The 14,519-nt window shown below is 74.4% G+C and carries 12 protein-coding genes and 1 tRNA gene; 9 read left to right on the top strand and 4 right to left on the bottom strand.

Going from position 1 to position 14,519, the window contains the following annotated elements; genetic code table 11:
- Positions 1–82: 82 nt before the first annotated feature.
- A complete protein-coding gene (locus ABEB00_RS32185; protein ID WP_425586610.1) occupies positions 83–481 on the bottom strand; it encodes a hypothetical protein in 399 nt (132 codons plus the stop codon).
- A 280-nt stretch (positions 482–761) separates the two neighbouring features.
- Here ABEB00_RS32185 and ABEB00_RS32180 point away from each other — a divergent pair, with 280 nt between their 5' ends.
- Positions 762–2,231 carry an NsdA family TPR-like regulatory protein gene (locus tag ABEB00_RS32180; RefSeq protein WP_345624220.1) on the top strand — a complete coding sequence of 490 codons (1,470 nt, stop codon included), beginning with the start codon at positions 762–764 and terminating at the stop codon, positions 2,229–2,231.
- A gap of 57 nt (positions 2,232–2,288) precedes the next feature.
- On the opposite strand, the gene ABEB00_RS32175 is transcribed toward ABEB00_RS32180, so the two are convergent.
- The gene (locus ABEB00_RS32175) at positions 2,289–2,897 is read right to left on the bottom strand and encodes a histidine phosphatase family protein (RefSeq protein WP_345624219.1); all 609 of its coding nucleotides are present in this window, start codon (positions 2,895–2,897) and stop codon (positions 2,289–2,291) included.
- A gap of 187 nt (positions 2,898–3,084) precedes the next feature.
- Here ABEB00_RS32175 and ABEB00_RS32170 point away from each other — a divergent pair, with 187 nt between their 5' ends.
- The 7 genes from ABEB00_RS32170 to ABEB00_RS32140 all read left to right on the top strand — a co-directional run bounded on the left by ABEB00_RS32170 (position 3,085) and on the right by ABEB00_RS32140 (position 9,646).
- Complete coding sequence (locus ABEB00_RS32170) at positions 3,085–4,050, top strand: phosphatase PAP2 family protein (protein WP_345624218.1); 966 nt, start codon at positions 3,085–3,087, stop codon at positions 4,048–4,050.
- Positions 3,947–5,137, top strand: coding sequence for a hypothetical protein (locus tag ABEB00_RS32165; protein WP_345624217.1), 1,191 nt, complete (start codon positions 3,947–3,949; stop codon positions 5,135–5,137). The genes ABEB00_RS32170 and ABEB00_RS32165 overlap by 104 nt, the downstream gene beginning before the upstream one ends.
- A complete protein-coding gene (locus ABEB00_RS32160) occupies positions 5,128–6,723 on the top strand; it encodes a hypothetical protein (RefSeq protein WP_345624216.1) in 1,596 nt (531 codons plus the stop codon). Before ABEB00_RS32165 ends, ABEB00_RS32160 begins: the two co-directional genes overlap by 10 nt.
- 38 nt (positions 6,724–6,761) lie before the next feature.
- Positions 6,762–8,129 (top strand): AAA domain-containing protein, encoded by a 1,368-nt coding sequence (locus ABEB00_RS32155; RefSeq protein ID WP_345624280.1) that lies wholly within the window; start codon positions 6,762–6,764, stop codon positions 8,127–8,129.
- A 240-nt stretch (positions 8,130–8,369) separates the two neighbouring features.
- Entirely contained in the window at positions 8,370–8,741 is a 372-nt protein-coding gene (locus ABEB00_RS32150; protein ID WP_345624215.1) for a hypothetical protein, read from the top strand.
- A 229-nt stretch (positions 8,742–8,970) separates the two neighbouring features.
- Entirely contained in the window at positions 8,971–9,582 is a 612-nt protein-coding gene (locus ABEB00_RS32145) for a bifunctional DNA primase/polymerase (RefSeq protein ID WP_345624214.1), read from the top strand.
- Positions 9,573–9,646 (top strand) — tRNA-Lys (locus ABEB00_RS32140). Before ABEB00_RS32145 ends, ABEB00_RS32140 begins: the two co-directional genes overlap by 10 nt.
- A gap of 78 nt (positions 9,647–9,724) precedes the next feature.
- On the opposite strand, the gene ABEB00_RS32135 is transcribed toward ABEB00_RS32140, so the two are convergent.
- Positions 9,725–11,101, bottom strand: coding sequence for a M6 family metalloprotease domain-containing protein (locus ABEB00_RS32135; RefSeq protein WP_345624213.1), 1,377 nt, complete (start codon positions 11,099–11,101; stop codon positions 9,725–9,727).
- 263 nt (positions 11,102–11,364) lie between these two features.
- On the opposite strand from ABEB00_RS32135, the gene ABEB00_RS32130 reads away from it, so the two are divergent.
- Entirely contained in the window at positions 11,365–13,221 is a 1,857-nt protein-coding gene (locus ABEB00_RS32130) for a putative bifunctional diguanylate cyclase/phosphodiesterase (RefSeq protein ID WP_345624212.1), read from the top strand.
- On the opposite strand, the gene ABEB00_RS32125 is transcribed toward ABEB00_RS32130, so the two are convergent.
- Positions 13,197–14,297, bottom strand: coding sequence for an LLM class flavin-dependent oxidoreductase (locus ABEB00_RS32125; protein ID WP_345624211.1), 1,101 nt, complete (start codon positions 14,295–14,297; stop codon positions 13,197–13,199). The genes ABEB00_RS32130 and ABEB00_RS32125 overlap by 25 nt on opposite strands.
- Between the last annotated feature and the right edge of the window lie 222 nt (positions 14,298–14,519).

Raw genomic sequence — 14,519 nt, 5'->3', positions numbered from 1 at the left:
GGCGGCCGGGTCCCGGGTGACCTGCACCTCAGCGCCGGTCGTCGTGACCTGCACCTCAGCGCCGGTCCTCGTGACCTGCCCCTCAGCGCCGGTCGTCGGCCGCCTCGATCAGCCGGGCCGCCTCGCCGAGCGCGGCCCGCAGCACGGCCGGGTCGGTCGCCGGGTCCGCCTCGCCGGGCGCCAGCAGCCACTCCGAGCCCTCCACCGGAGGCCGGGGGGCCAGCCGCAGACACCGCCCGGCCGTCGCCGTACAGGTGCTGCCCGGTACGTCCCAGACGGCGGCGGTGCCCGACGGCACCAGGAAGCCGAGCGTGTCGCAGCCGGTGTCGTGGAGCACCGGGCCGACCGCGTCACCGTCTCCCCGTCTGAGGATGTCGATGGCCTCCAGGCCCTGCCTGGCCGGCACGGTGACGACGTCGCAGGTGTCGCAGGGGACATGCGGGTCACTGATCGGACCGGACTTCATCCCGACCTCCACCACGGAACCACTCCTCGCACGAGCAGGTCGGGAGTCGGGGCCTCCCGATCCGCAGGGTCTAACGCACCGATCTGTCGACGGCTACGGCACAATTTTGTCGCAAACCATGGCAGTTCATGGCGGATCGTGGATGAGATATCCGTTTTGTAGGCAAAACCCGTGTGGTGAACCCCGTTCACCCGGTACCTTCTTGTTCGCCGGACACGGGGTGACACAAGGAACCATCCAGACAAGTCCCCTCGGGTCCGGCATGGTTCGACGGTTCGCACGAGAGGACCCGGCCATGGCGTCGTCGACGACCACCTCCACCCCACCCGACCGGCCACCGCGCCCCAACCTCGTCTTCCGGAAGCTGCGCGGGCTGCGCTCGCCCGCCGAGTTCGCGGCGGCGGTCCGCCGGGCCGCCCGGGAGATCGGCGAGCGGGTCAGTTGCGACGCGCGGTACGTCGGCCGGGTGGAGTCGGGCGAGATCCGCTGCCCCAACTACGCGTACGAGCGGGTGTTCCTGCACATGTTCCCCGGCCGCACCCTCGCCGACCTGGGATTCGCGCCGCGTGCGTCCGTGCGTGGCCGGCGCCCGCGGGAGGCCGGGGGCTCGGGCGGTTCCGACGGCTTCGGCGGTTCCGGAGGCTTCGGCGGTTCCGGAGGCTCCCCGGGGGAGACGCCGGTGCCGCCCCGACCGTATGCACCGTATGCGCCGCGGGAGTCGTACCCGCGGGACGACCACGAGGAGAACGACGTGCGGCGGCGCGCATTCATGAGGAGCGGGAGCGCCACGGTGGCCGCCGCCTCGCTGGGTTCCCTGGGGCTCGCCCTGGACGCCGCGGCGGCCCAGCGCCCCGTGCGCCGCCCCGGGGCGAGTGACGCGTACGCCCTGGAGGACGCCGTCCGCCGGCTCCGGTTGCTCGACGACCGGCACGGCGCGGAGGGGCTCTACCGGCGCGCGGCAGCTCCGCTGCGCGCCGCCTACGCGCTGCTGGACGCCGGCGCGACGCGGCAGACGACGGCGGACCGGCTCTCCGCGGGCGCCGGTGAACTGGCCATCACGGTCGGGTGGCTGGCCCACGACTCGGGGCGTTTCGACGACGCCCGCTCGCATTACGCGGAGGCGCTGGCCACCGCCCGGATGACCGGCGACGCGGCCCTGGAGGCGCACGCCTTCTGCAACACGGCGTCCCTCGCGCGTGCCACCGGCCGGCCGCGCGAGGCGGTGCGGGCCGCGCAGGCCGCGCAGCGCGTCGCACGTCCGCTGGGTTCGGCCCGGCTGATGTCCCTGCTGGTCCTGCGGGAGGCGGGCGGCTGGGCGGGGCTCGCCGACCGGGTCGCCTGCGAACAGGCGCTGGCCCGCGCCAAGGTCCACTTCGAACGCGGCGCCTCGGACGCCGACCCCGAGTGGATGAGCTTCTTCGGGACGGCCGAGCTGGCGGGGCTGGAGGCGCAGTGCTGGTCGACGCTGGGCGACTGGCCCCGGGCGGCGCGGCACGCGCGGCGGGCGACGGAGACCCAGGACCCGCACTTCACCCGGAACATCGCCCTGTACTCGGCGGAACTCTCCGACGATCTCGCCCGGAGCGGCCGGCCGGACGCGGCGGCGGCCGCCGGGATGCGGGTGCTCGACCTCCTGGGCGAGGTCCAGTCCGCGCGCGTGCACGCGATGCTGAACGGCACGACCCGCGTACTGCTGCCGCACCGCAGGGCATCGGGCGTCTCGGCGTTCCTGGAACGACACGCGGCGATGACCCGCACGGTGTGACGGACCCCGTGGGCCGGCCTCACCGGGGCCGGCCTCACCTTCGCCCTCACCCTGGCTCTAGCCCTGGCCCTGGCCCGCCAGATGTCCCACCTCGTTCCAGTTCTCGATCGCCGGTTCGCCGTAGGCCCAGCCGAGGATCGACAAGGAGGTCGGGTTCAGCCGTATCCGGGCGGCGAAGTCCAGCGGCAGGTCCAGCCAGCGGGCGCCGATCGCGCGCAGGATGTGGCCGTGGGCGAAGACCAGGACGTCGCGGTCGGCCGCGCGGGCCCAGGCGACCACCTCGTCCGCACGCGCGGTGACCGCCGCCGTGCTCTCCCCCTCGGGGACACCGTCGCGCCAGATCAGCCAGCCCGGCCGGACCGCCTGGATCTCGGCCGGCGTCATGCCCTCGTACGCGCCGTAGTCCCACTCCATCAGCGCGTCCCAGGTCTGCGCGCGGTCGCCGAACCCGGCGATCCCGCACGTCTCGTACGCGCGGGAGAGCGGGCTGGTGCGCACCTCCACGCCGGGCAGCCCGTCCAGCGGCGGGCGGTGCAGGCGCTCGCCGAGCAGTTTGGCGCCCCGCCGGCCCTCCTCCAGGAGCGGCACGTCGGTCCTGCCCGTGTGTCTGCCGGACAGTGACCATTCGGTCTGTCCGTGCCGGGCCAGCAGGATGCGCGGTGCCATGACGAGGGCCTTCCGGAAGACATGTCGGGTGGGTCCTTCCATCATCGCGCACGCCCCCCTCGGGCAACCCGGGGGGCGATCTCGGCGTCTTTGAGGGCCGGGCGGCCCGCGAAGGGGTCGCCCGTACGCCGTAGAGTGGCACGCCCGCACCGGGGCACACGAGGGACGAAAGGGGAGGGCGATCGGATTGCCGCGCACCGACACACAGGGCACCGAGACGGCCCCGAGGGCCCGACTGCGCTGGTGGACGGAGCTGCCGCTGATCGTCCTCGTCTACGCCTGCTACTCCGCGGGCCGGCTGCTGGTGCGGGGCGACGTCTCCGACGCCGTCGACCACGGCCTGGCGCTGCTACGCGTCGAGAAGGCGCTCCACCTCAACGCGGAGCACCCGCTCAACCGCCTCTTCACCAGCGAACCCTGGCTCGGCATACCCGCCGACTTCTGGTACGCCTCGCTGCACTACCTGGTCACGCCCGCGGTGCTGATCTGGCTCTTCCGCTCCCGCAGTGTCCACTACCGCGCCGCCCGCACCTGGCTGATGACCTCCACCTTCATCGGCCTGATCGGCTTCACGCTGCTGCCGACCTGCCCGCCGCGGCTGCTCCACCCCGGACACGGCTTCGTGGACACGATGGCCCACTACAGCTCCTGGGGCTGGTGGGGCGGCGAGGCCAGCGCGCCGCGCGGCCTGGGCGGCATGACCAACCAGTACGCGGCGATGCCCAGCCTCCACGTGGGCTGGGCCCTGTGGTGCGGGGTGATGCTCTGGCGCCACGGCGGCACCCGCGCCACCAAGGTGATCGGCGTCCTCTACCCGCTGATCACCACGATCGTGGTGATGGGCACCGCCAACCACTACTTCCTCGACGCGGTCGCCGGCGCGGCCGCGATGGGCGCGGGACTGCTGCTCACCCCCTACGTGCTGCGCGGCGCGGCCCGCGGGCGGACGGCTCTCGCGGCCCGCCTCACGCCGCGGCTCGCCCCCCGCGCCCGGGGCTCCCGGCGCACGGGGGCCCCTGTTGTCAGTGGGGGATGCGAGACTTCCGCGGGTGAGCGATTCCCACGCCAGCGCGACCAACGGTTCCCGGCGGGAGCCGAGCCGGACGCCGCCCCCGCGGACTCGGGGGACGGCGCTCCGGCACCGGCTCGCTGAGCTGCGCGGTCCCGACGTCCCCGCCAAGCCGCTGGACGCCCGTGCCCTGGCCGCCCTCGCCGCCAACCCGGGGTGCAGACGCCGGGCGATCCTCGACGGCGCCGGCGTGGACAAGGCGGGACTCGCGGGCGCCCTGGGGTCGCCGTCGGCTTTCGGACAGTCCCAGTTCGCGCTGACCCGGGGCAACGCCTTCGAGGCCCGGGTCAAGGCGGACGGCGGCACCGAACTGCTCCGGCTGGTGCACGAGCGGCTGGACCCGGGCGCCGTACCACCGAGCGACGCCCGGCTGCCCGACCTGACCGCCGTCGGCCCCGAGGGGCGCGCGGCGCGTACGGCGCTGGAGCTGCGGGAGGCGACCGGCGCGGGCACCTGGACGCTGCTGGACCACCCGATGCTCGCCCTGGACGTGGCCGGCTCCGCCGCCTTCCTGGAACCCGACGCGGTGGTGGTGCACCCCGACGGCTCCTGGACGGTCGTGGAGATCAAGTCCTTCCCGATGCTGGACGGCGCCGCGGACGCCGCGAAGGTGGGCGCCGCCGCGCGCCAGGCGGCGGTGTACGTGCTCGCCCTGGAGGACGTCGCCGCCCGGCTGCGCCCCGCCCCGCCGGTACGCCACCGCATCCTGCTCGTCTGCCCGAAGGACTTCTCCAACCTGCCCGCCGCCTCCGCGGTGGACGTGCGCAAGCAGCGCGCGGTGACCAGGCGGCAGCTCGACCGGCTCACCCGGATCGAGGAGATCACCGACGCCCTCCCGGAGGGCACCTGCTTCTCCCCCGACCGGCCGGCCGAGGAGCTGACGGCCGCCGTCGAGGCGGTCCCGGCGACGTACGCCCCGGAGTGCCTGTCCGCGTGCGAGCTGGCCTTCCACTGCCGGTCCCGCTCCCGGCAGCAGGGCGCGGTGACCAGCCTGGGCCGCCCGGCCCGCGCCGAGCTGGGCGGGCTCGCCACCATGGACGAGGTGCTCGCCGCGGCCCACGGCGAGGCCGGTGACCCGGACGACCCGGCGGTGGCCGCGCTGCGCCGAGCGGCGGCGCTGCGGGCCGAGGCCCTGGCGGCGGCCGGCCGGGAGGCGGTCCGGTGTCGCTGATCTCCACCCTCGCCCGGCTGGAGGCGGTGCGCGCGGGCCGCGCCCAGCCCGCCGCCACGGTCCGCCACCGTCACCTGTCCGACCGGCCGCTGGTCCTCGTGCCGCTCACCACCGCGGGTGAGGCGGGCGCGCCGCTCGGCGCGCTGGTCGGCACGGACCGGGACGCGCCCCGTCTGCTGGTCGTGGCGCAGCCCCGGGACCGCGACCTCAGGTTCGCGTTCCTCGCCGAACTGGCCGACGTCGTCCTGCCGCACCTCGACGCCGTCGCCGACGTCGTGGAGGCCGCCGAGCGCACCGAGACCGACCCGGAGACCGGAAAACGGGTCAAGGTCGAGGTGGAGCTGTGCGCGGACGCCGCCCAGCTCGTCGTGCCCAGTCGCGCGGGCGTCGACCTGGTACGGCTGCTGGGCCGTTCCATGCGGTTCCGGCGGACCGCGGAGCAGGAACCCGAGGCCCCGCACCCGGCGCCGCCACGCGTGCCGCTGCTCGGCCGGTGGCTGACCCACTACGGCGAACGGGCCCGGGTACCGGGCTCCTCGCTGCTGCTCGCCGCGACCGATCTGCTGGCCCGGCACTGGGCGACCGGGCAGTCCACCCTGGAGGACCAGCACCTGGGCGCGCTGCTGGCCTGGATCGACCCGCCCGAGGGCGCGTCCGGTGCCGAGGCCGCGCTCCGGGCCGAGCTGGCGCGGGACGAGAAGGGCCAGTTGCACTGCCCGCCCGCGGGGCCGGCCACCGACCCGGCGTTCGACAACAAGCTGCTCGCCCCGGCCATCGAGCGCTACGACCGGGCCCGTACGGCGCTCGCCGCCGCCGAGGACGGCCCGGCCGCCGACGAACGGCTCGGCGCGCTGACCGCCGCCGAGCGGGAGATCCGCGAGCTGGTCCTCAGCCGTACCCGGCCGACCTGGGACGCGGTGTGGCGCGCGCTGGATCTGCTGCGGGAGCTGCCGGCCGGGGCGCACGTCGAGGAGCGGTGGACGCGCGACCGCTGGTCGTTCACCGGGCACCGCGACCGGATCGTCTCCGGCGAGCCCCCGCAGCCGCGCCGCGACGACGCGGTGACGGCGGCGAACAAGCTGGCCACGCGGGAGCGCGAGCAGGCCCGGCTGGAGGCGCAGGAGGCACTGGACGACCCGCTGGTGATGGCCGGGCGGCGGCTGGCCGGGGAGGCGTTCGCCGGGGAGGTCGAGGACGTGGTGATGGCGTACAGCGAGGGCAAGCGGCCCAGCCCGCGCCCGCTGGTCACGGTCCGCACCGACGACCGGCCGCAGCTCGCCGAGCGGGTGAAGGTGTACCGGTCGCTGGGCGGGAAACCGCAGGCGGCCGAGGTGGTCGCGCAGGAGGAGGAGGGGGTGTTCGTCCTGCGGATCATGGACAAGATGGGCCGCGGCAAGGAGCCCGAGACCGGGTCCGTACCGGAGAAGGGCGACCGGCTCTGCTTCACCCTGTTCGAGCACGAGCAGCGGGGCGGCGCGAAGCTGCCCGACCCGGAGCAGACACCGTGGACGCATGGCGGGCCCCCCGGTGAGACGGCCGTCGTACCGGAGGCCGCCGACCCCGTGACCGAGGAGGACGTCCTGTGACGACGCAGACGACGGAGACGACCGGCGCGACCGCCGGGGTGACCGCCCGGTCGACGACCGGGACCGCGGACGGGGCCGCCGCCTTCGATCCGGGTGCGGAGGCGGGGCGGGCCACGGCGGCGATCCTGCGCGACACCCTGTACGGCACCGAGCGCGGAGTGGTCGTCGACTCCCCGCCGGGGGCCGGGAAGTCGACTCTCGTGGTGCGGGCGGCGCTGGAGCTGGCCGAGGCCGGGCGCCCGCTGATGGTGGTCGCGCAGACCAACGCCCAGGTGGACGACCTGGTGCTGCGGCTCGCCGAGCGCAACCCCGAACTGCCGGTGGGCCGGCTGCACAGCAGCGACGCCGACCCGTACGACAAGGCGCTGGACGGACTGGAGCAGGTGCGCAAGTCGGCGAAGGCGGCGGATCTGGCCGGGCTCGCCGTGGTGCTGTCGACCGCGGCGAAGTGGGCGCACGTCAAGGTGGACGAGCCGTGGCGGCACGCCATCGTGGACGAGGCGTACCAGATGCGGTCGGACGCGCTGCTGGCCGTGGCGGGACTGTTCGAACGGGCGCTGTTCGTGGGCGACCCGGGGCAGTTGGACCCGTTCGCGATCGTGGGCAGCGAGCAGTGGGCGGGCCTGTCATACGATCCGTCCGCCTCCGCGGTCACCACCCTGCTCGCGCACAACCCCGGGCTGCCGCAGCACCGGCTGCCGGTGTCCTGGCGGCTCCCGGCGTCGGCGGCGCCGCTCGTCTCCCGCGCGTTCTACCCGTTCACGCCGTTCCGCAGCGGTACCGGCCCCGGTGACCGGCGGCTCGCCTTCGCGGCGCCCTCGGACGGCTCCGCCCCCGACCGGGTGATCGACGAGGCCGCCGCCTCGGGCTGGGGCCTGCTGGAGCTGCCCCCGCGCCACACCCCGCGCACGGACCCGGAGGCGGTACGGGCGGTGGCGGCGACCGTCCGCCGTCTCCTCGACCGGGACGGCTCGACCGTCTCGGAGCGCTCGCCGGACCCGGCGCCGCTGACCGCCGGCCGGATCGCGGTGGGCACCGCGCACCGGGACCAGGCGGCGGCGGTACGCGCCGCGCTGGCCGACCTCCAGGTCACCGGCGTCACCGTCGACACCGCCAACCGGCTCCAGGGCCGCGAGTACGACGTGACGGTCGTCCTGCATCCGCTCTCCGGCCGCCCCGACGCGACCGCGTTCCACCTGGAGACCGGCCGCCTGTGCGTGCTGACCTCCCGGCACCGGCACGCCTGCATCGTGGTCTGCCGCGCGGGCGTCGGCGACCTGCTCGACGACTACCCGTCCACCGAGCCGGTCCAACTGGGCACGGCGGTGAAGTTCCCGGACGGCTGGGAGGCGAACCACGCGGTACTGGCCCACCTGGCCGAACACCGGGTGAGCCGGCGCCCCTGAGCGACATGCCCACCCGCCGGAGTCCGGCAGGCCCCCGCACGCCTCCGCCCGCCCCGTCGGCCACGGCCCCGATGGCCGGGAAACGAACCACCCGGTGCCGGCATATCCGGGGGAACACCGGGTGAGCTGGGCTTCCTGCCGAAGCGGGCCGGGACGAGGCGCACTTGCGCGGGCGCGGGACAATGGACGGTGGCCCGTTCCCCCCCATGGGCCATGTGCGACGTACGAGGAGGAGAAGACATGGCGGAGCCCACGCCGCGTCACCACGAACCGCGGCTACGCCCCGCGCCCCTGCTCTTCGAGCCCGCGGCGGCCGCCGCGGACCCCGAGCACTTCTTCGACCTGGAGTCGATCGACGATCCCCGAGCGCTGCTGGACCGGGCCACGGAGCTGACGCAGGCGTTCCGCGCCGCGGCGGACCGGGCGATGGAGTTCCAGGCCATGGCAGCGGCGCAGCTCGCCGATCCGCGCCGCTTCGACCGGCTGACGCCGGCGGACCTCGCGGAGCGGGCCCAGTGGACCGAGGACTACGCCAAGAAGATGGTGGAGTTCGGCCGGGACCTCATGCGCGGCGGCGAGGGCGGCCACCCGGAACACGCCGACCGGGCGTGAGGGGCCGGGCCCTCCCCGGCCGGGGCCTCCCCCGCGACCCCGTCCGCGACCCCGTCCGGGACCCCGACTGAGACAACGTCCGGGACCCGCACCGGAAACCGCACCGGGACCTCCAGGACCTCTGGCATATGCCAGGCGGGCACGCAAGATACCCCCTGCCCCGCGCTCCTGTCCCGGTTTCCGGCGACTCAGGGGAATCGCCTGCTCACAGCGGGTAGATCTGGGCTCCATGAGCCGCACACCGAACGTCTCGTACTGCACCGAGGACGGCGCCGCCTGGCTCGCCACGGCGGGGGCGGGTCCGCACGGCACGCTCGCCCTCTGGGCGGCGCGGCCGGACGCCCCGGTGGTCCTGCCCTGCGGGTCGGTCTTCGACGTGGTGAGCGCGCCGGCGATGTTCGGCCGCCGGATGCTGGACCGGATGTGGGCCGAGGGGCCGGGCTCCGGGCCGGTGGCGGCGTGCCGGGGGCGGTTGCTGCTGTTCACGGCGCCGGGCACGGCCCAGCGGCTGCCGTCGCTGCTGGAGTGGGAGCAGTGGGGTGCGCGCGGCCGGGCGGCCGGCCCGGAGGCCATCGTTCCGCCGCTGCTCTGCCACGGCACCGGGGACGCGGTGACCGTCCCGCCGCCCACCGGCACCGGCCCGGACCGGCCCAGCTCCGGATGCCGCTGGCTGATCGCCCCGGACACCCGCCTCCCCTGGCTGCCCGGCCCCGAGATCCTGCTCTGGGCGGCGGTGCGGGCCGCTCGCACGGCCAGCCCGGTCGGCACTGAGGTGCGTATTTCGATTTTTCCTCCTCCCGCCACGGATGCTAAGGTCTACGACGTCAGCAGGCGCCGCTAGCTCAGTTGGTTAGAGTAGCTGACTCTTAATCAGCGGGTCCGGGGTTCGAGTCCCTGGCGGCGCACGACACCGATGGCGAGGCGTGTTCGCGGAAAATCGCGAACCGGCCTCGCCGTCGTCATTCCGGAGCGCCCGTTCGAGATCAGCCCGTTGTGATCTTGACAGTCCACGCCCCCGAAGCCGTGCGCCCCTCCACCTCCACCCGTACGTCCTCCCCCGGCACCGTGAAGCTCTCGCCGAGGGCGACGGGCGCGTCGGCCAGGGGCGGGTAGACCGAGTCCTGCCAGCACGCCTCGGTACGGGGATGGGCGTCGACCACCTCGACCGGCCCGCCCCCGGACTCCGCCCCGTTGCGCACCCGGTACACCAGCACCCCGGCCCGGCACGCGGCGACGTCGTTGCCGACCGGGCCGCGCGCCTCGAAGGCGAGCGCGTCGCCGGACCCGGTGCGCACCACCGCCAGCTTGGTGCCGCGGCCGAGCCCGAAGGCCGGCGCCCCCGCGGCGCCCGTCACCCGCACCCCCGGGCCGGCGCCCAGCGGCTCCAGGGTCAGCCGGGTCGGCCCGCCGCCCCGTACGCACGTCACCTGGCGCGGCTGGAGCCAGCCCAGCTTCCACTTGTGCCAGCCGAAGAGGTCGGGTGCCAGCCCGAACTGACTTCCCATCAGGTCCCAGTCGCCGACGTGGGTGTCCCAGTCGCCCTTGCCGTCGACGGGCCGGTGGTACAGGTCGGGCAGGTCGAAGACGTGTCCGGTCTCGTGGGCCAGGACCAGCCGGTCCGGGGGGTGGTTCTCGAACACGGTGACGACCCGCCGGATGTCGGTGCCGTCCGCCCGCAGCGGTGCGTCCAGGTTGACGACCTTGGTGGCGTCCGAGTCCACGCCGGGGGCGTCCGGGTCGGCGACGAGGTAGACGACGTCGTAGCGGGAGAAGTCGACGTGCCCGTCGGCGGCGGCCAGCGCGTCGCGCAGATAGGCGGCCCGGTGCTCGGGGCTCCAGTCGCGCCGTATGGCGTACCGCGTGGACGGCCGCGGCATGCGGAGCCAGTGCCGCAGCGGGTGCGGGCGGAGCGTGAACTTGCCGTAGGAGGCGCGCTGGAAGAAGCGGGTGGTGGCCGGAAAGTGGTCGTCGGCCAGTGCGCGGGGCGCCGTCCGGGGCCGGGAGTCCGGGAAGGAGAGGAAGACCATCACCGCGTCCAGCACGCGGGCCGGGCGGGGATAGGCGGCGTTCCAGGTGTCCAGGCCCTCGGAGTGGTGGGCGTCGGTGCGCTGGAGGGCGCAGGGGGCGGGCGAGAACGGCTCGGCCACCGAAGGGGCCGTGACCAGGGAGGTCGCCGCGAGCGCGGACATCGTCGTACAGAGTGCCGCCGTACTGCGCAGCCCCCGGCGGGAGCCGCCGCCCGCCCGGCGGCCCGCGCCGAGGCCCTCGCGGGCCGCACGGGGAAGTCGCCGCAGAGGGAACTGGCGCGGCACATGGACCTCCGAGTGCGGTTCGCGGAACACCGCACCCAGCTTGTGCATGTTTGTCGTACTACGCCCTGTTCGCCTGCACCGGACGGGTGAGCCACTCGGGAAGCGCCGAAAACGGCGCCCGTGGACCGTGCACAGACAGTCACAATTGGTCGAAGGTGTTTAAGACCCGGGCAGGTGCGAGCAGAAACGATCTGGCAGAAGGATTCTTCGACGCCGGCCGCTGTCGCGCGGCTGGAAGGGCGGAGGGCCAGCCTCTATGATCGGCACACTTTCCTGCACGGACAGAGATCGAGGCACTGCGGGAGCTAGCGGTGAGCGGAACGTCCGAAGGGCCGGCGCCCGCGGCAGACCTCGACGGGTCGGCCGTCACAGAGAGTGACTTCGACTTGGCTCCTCGTACTCTTCGTACGGAGGTACCGACCTATCGCTCGGCCTTCACGGCGGCTCCGCTCGCCATGGCGGTCGTCGACGCCCAGGGCATGGTGGTCAGCGCCAACGACACGCTCGGCACACTGCTCGGCACCACGCCCCAGGCGCTGGCCGGAAGCACGGCGGCCGATCTGGTCGACCTCGCCTCCGACTCCCCCACCTGGCACGCGTACCGCGAGGTGCTCCGCGGCGACCAGCCGCGGCTGACCTGCACCCGGCGCCTGAAGCGGGCCGACGGGCAGGCCGTGTGGGCGCAGATCACCGTGACACCGCTGGCCGGGGACGCGCCCGGCCTGCTGCTGTCCGTCGCGGACATCAGCGTCCGGCGCGATCTCCAGGTGAGACTGCGCCACTTGCAGATGCACGACCCGGTGACGCGGCTGCCCAACCGGTCCCTGTTCTTCGAACGCCTCAGCGCCGCGCTGGAGGCGGAGGCGTACGGCGGCGGCACCGGCCGGATCGGCCTGTGCTACCTGGACCTGGACGGTTTCAAGGCCGTCAACGACACCCTCGGCCACCGCGTGGGCGACCGGCTGCTCGCGGCCGTCGCCGAACGGCTGACCCGCTGCGCGCAGGAGGCCGCCCATCCCCGGACCGGCACGCCGCTGGTGGCCCGGCTCGGCGGCGACGAGTTCGCGCTGCTGGTGGAGGACTCCACCGGCACCGAACAGCTCGCCGACCTCGCCGAGTCGGCGCTCGGCGCGCTGCGGGCGCCGTTCGATCTGGACGGGCGGCGCCTGTCGGTCTCCGCCTCCGTCGGCGTCGTCGAACGGCACGCCGCCGGGACCACGCCGACCGCGCTGGTGCAGGCCGCCGACACCACGCTGTACTGGGCGAAGGCCGACGGCAAGGACCGCTGGACGCTCTTCGACCCCGAGCGCAACGCCCACCGCATGACCCGGCAGGCGCTCGCCTCCACCCTCCGCCCGGCCATCGACCGCGGCGAGTTCGACCTGCGGTACCAGCCGCTGGTCGGCATGGAGGACGGGCGGCTGCGGGGCGTCGAGGCGCTCATCCGCTGGAATCATCCTCAGTTCGGCGTACTGGCGCCGAATCGGTTCATCGCACTGGCGGAGGAGGACGGTTCGATCGTTCCGCTCGGCCGCTGGGTGCTGCGCACCGCGTGCGAGCAGGCCCGGCGCTGGCAGCTCGACCACCCCGGCGAGCCGCCGATCTTCGTCAGCGTCAATGTGGCGGTCCGGCAGGTCTGGGACTCCGACCTGGTCGCGGACGTGGCGCGGACGCTGGCCGAGACGGGCCTCGCCCCGGAGCTGCTGCAACTGGAGCTGACCGAGTCCGCGGTGATGGGCTCCTCGGGCCGCCCCCTGCAAGCGCTGCAGGCGCTCAGCGACATGGGGGTGCAGATCGCCATCGACGACTTCGGCACCGGGTACTCGAACCTGGCGTACCTGAGCCGGCTGCCGGTGTCGGTGCTGAAGCTGGACGGGTCGTTCGTACGGGGCTTCCAGTACGACGCGCGCAGCGCCGAGCGGGAGGCGGACCGGACCAGTCCGGCGGACGAGGTCATCGTGGAGGCGATGGTCCAGCTCGCCCACCGGCTCGGTCTGTCGGTCACCGCGGAGTGCGTGGAGACCTCGGACCAGGCGACGCGGCTGCGCCGGATCGGCTGCGACACCGGTCAGGGGTGGCTGTACTCCCGACCGGTGCCGCCGGATCGCATCTCCGAGCTGCTGGACAGTCCCGGCGCCGGTGTTCAGGCGGGCGTCGGCAACCCGTAGGCGTCGGCGATCAGCTCGTAGGAGCGCAGCCGGATGTCGCCGCCGTGCGCGTTGGCGGTGATCATCAGTTCGTCGGCGCCGGTGCGCTTCTGCAGGTCGTCGAGGCCGGCCCGGACCTGGTCGGCGGTGCCGTGGATGACGTTGGAGTTCCAGGAGTCGATGAAGTCCTGCTCCATCGCGCTGAACTCGTACGCCTCCGCCTCCTCGGGCGTGGGGACGAGACCCGGGCGTCCGGTGCGCAGCCGCACCATGTTCAGCGCGGCGGCGAGCACCTGGCGGCGGGCCTCCCGCTCGTCGTCGGTGGCGAGCGCGGAGACGCCGATCAGGGCGTAGGGCTCGGCCAGGACGGCGGAGGGGCGGAAGTTCTCGCGGTACAGGTCCAGCGCGGGGACGGTGTTCTGCGCGGAGAAGTGGTGGGCGAAGGCGAAGGGCAGGCCCAGGGTGGCGGCCAGCCGCGCGCTGAAGCCGGAGGAGCCGAGCAGCCAGAGCGGCGGGCGGTGCGGGGACTGCACCCCGCCCGGCGAGGTGGCCTGCACGGGGCCGGGCACGGCGTGGATACGGCGGTAGGGATGTCCGTCGGGGAAGTCGTCGTCCAGGAACCGGGTCAGTTCCACGAGTTGCTGCGGGAAGTCGTCGGCGCCCTCGTGCAGGCGCTCGCTGCGGCGCAGGGCGGCGGCGGTGGCCCCGTCCGTGCCGGGTGCGCGCCCGAGTCCGAGGTCGACCCGGCCCGGAGCCATCGCCTCCAGCGTGCCGAACTGCTCCGCGATCACCAGGGGAGCGTGGTTCGGGAGCATCACGCCGCCCGAACCGAGCCGGATGCGGTCGGTGTGCGCGGCGAGGTGGGCGAGGATCACGGCCGGTGAGGAGGAGGCGACGCCCGGCATGGAGTGGTGCTCGGCCACCCAGTACCGGTGGTAGCCGCGCCGCTCCGCGAGGCGCGCTATGTCGACGCCGGTACGCAGCGCGTCGGTCGCGGTCCGCCCGGCACCGACGGTGACCAGGTCCAGGACGGAGAGGGGTACGGGGGCGGTGCCCCGCGCTGTGCCCCGGATCTCCTCTGCGGCGTCTGCGGACATGGTGAGGTGCCTCCTGTTTCGCGGTGACGTTCGCCCAGCTTCAACAGGACGGGGTGATCCGCTATTCCCCGGAGTGCCTGGTCGGCGCCCGAGTGGCACCCCTTGAGCACGTGGGCCACTCGTGGCAACCGCGCCCCGGCAGTACCGTGGGAAGGACCGCCTCCCTGGCAGGCGGCGTGACCCGGGTGCCGCACGGGCCGGGGCACCGGAGGAGAGACGGGC

Source organism: Streptomyces ziwulingensis, assembly GCF_039542605.1.
Lineage (GTDB): Bacteria > Actinomycetota > Actinomycetes > Streptomycetales > Streptomycetaceae > Streptomyces > Streptomyces ziwulingensis.
This window is presented reverse-complemented; position numbering and strand designations above follow the sequence as displayed.

What these genes read in the sequence shown, in the direction of transcription:
- ABEB00_RS32180 (WP_345624220.1), top strand. Translation starts at nt 762, where the DNA reads ATGGCGTCGTCGACGACCACCTCCACCCCACCCGACCGGCCACCGCGC.
- ABEB00_RS32175 (WP_345624219.1), bottom strand. Translation starts at nt 2,897, where the DNA reads ATGGCACCGCGCATCCTGCTGGCCCGGCACGGACAGACCGAATGGTCA.
- ABEB00_RS32150 (WP_345624215.1), top strand. Translation starts at nt 8,370, where the DNA reads ATGGCGGAGCCCACGCCGCGTCACCACGAACCGCGGCTACGCCCCGCG.
- ABEB00_RS32145 (WP_345624214.1), top strand. Translation starts at nt 8,971, where the DNA reads ATGAGCCGCACACCGAACGTCTCGTACTGCACCGAGGACGGCGCCGCC.
- ABEB00_RS32135 (WP_345624213.1), bottom strand. Translation starts at nt 11,101, where the DNA reads ATGCACAAGCTGGGTGCGGTGTTCCGCGAACCGCACTCGGAGGTCCAT.
- ABEB00_RS32125 (WP_345624211.1), bottom strand. Translation starts at nt 14,297, where the DNA reads ATGTCCGCAGACGCCGCAGAGGAGATCCGGGGCACAGCGCGGGGCACC.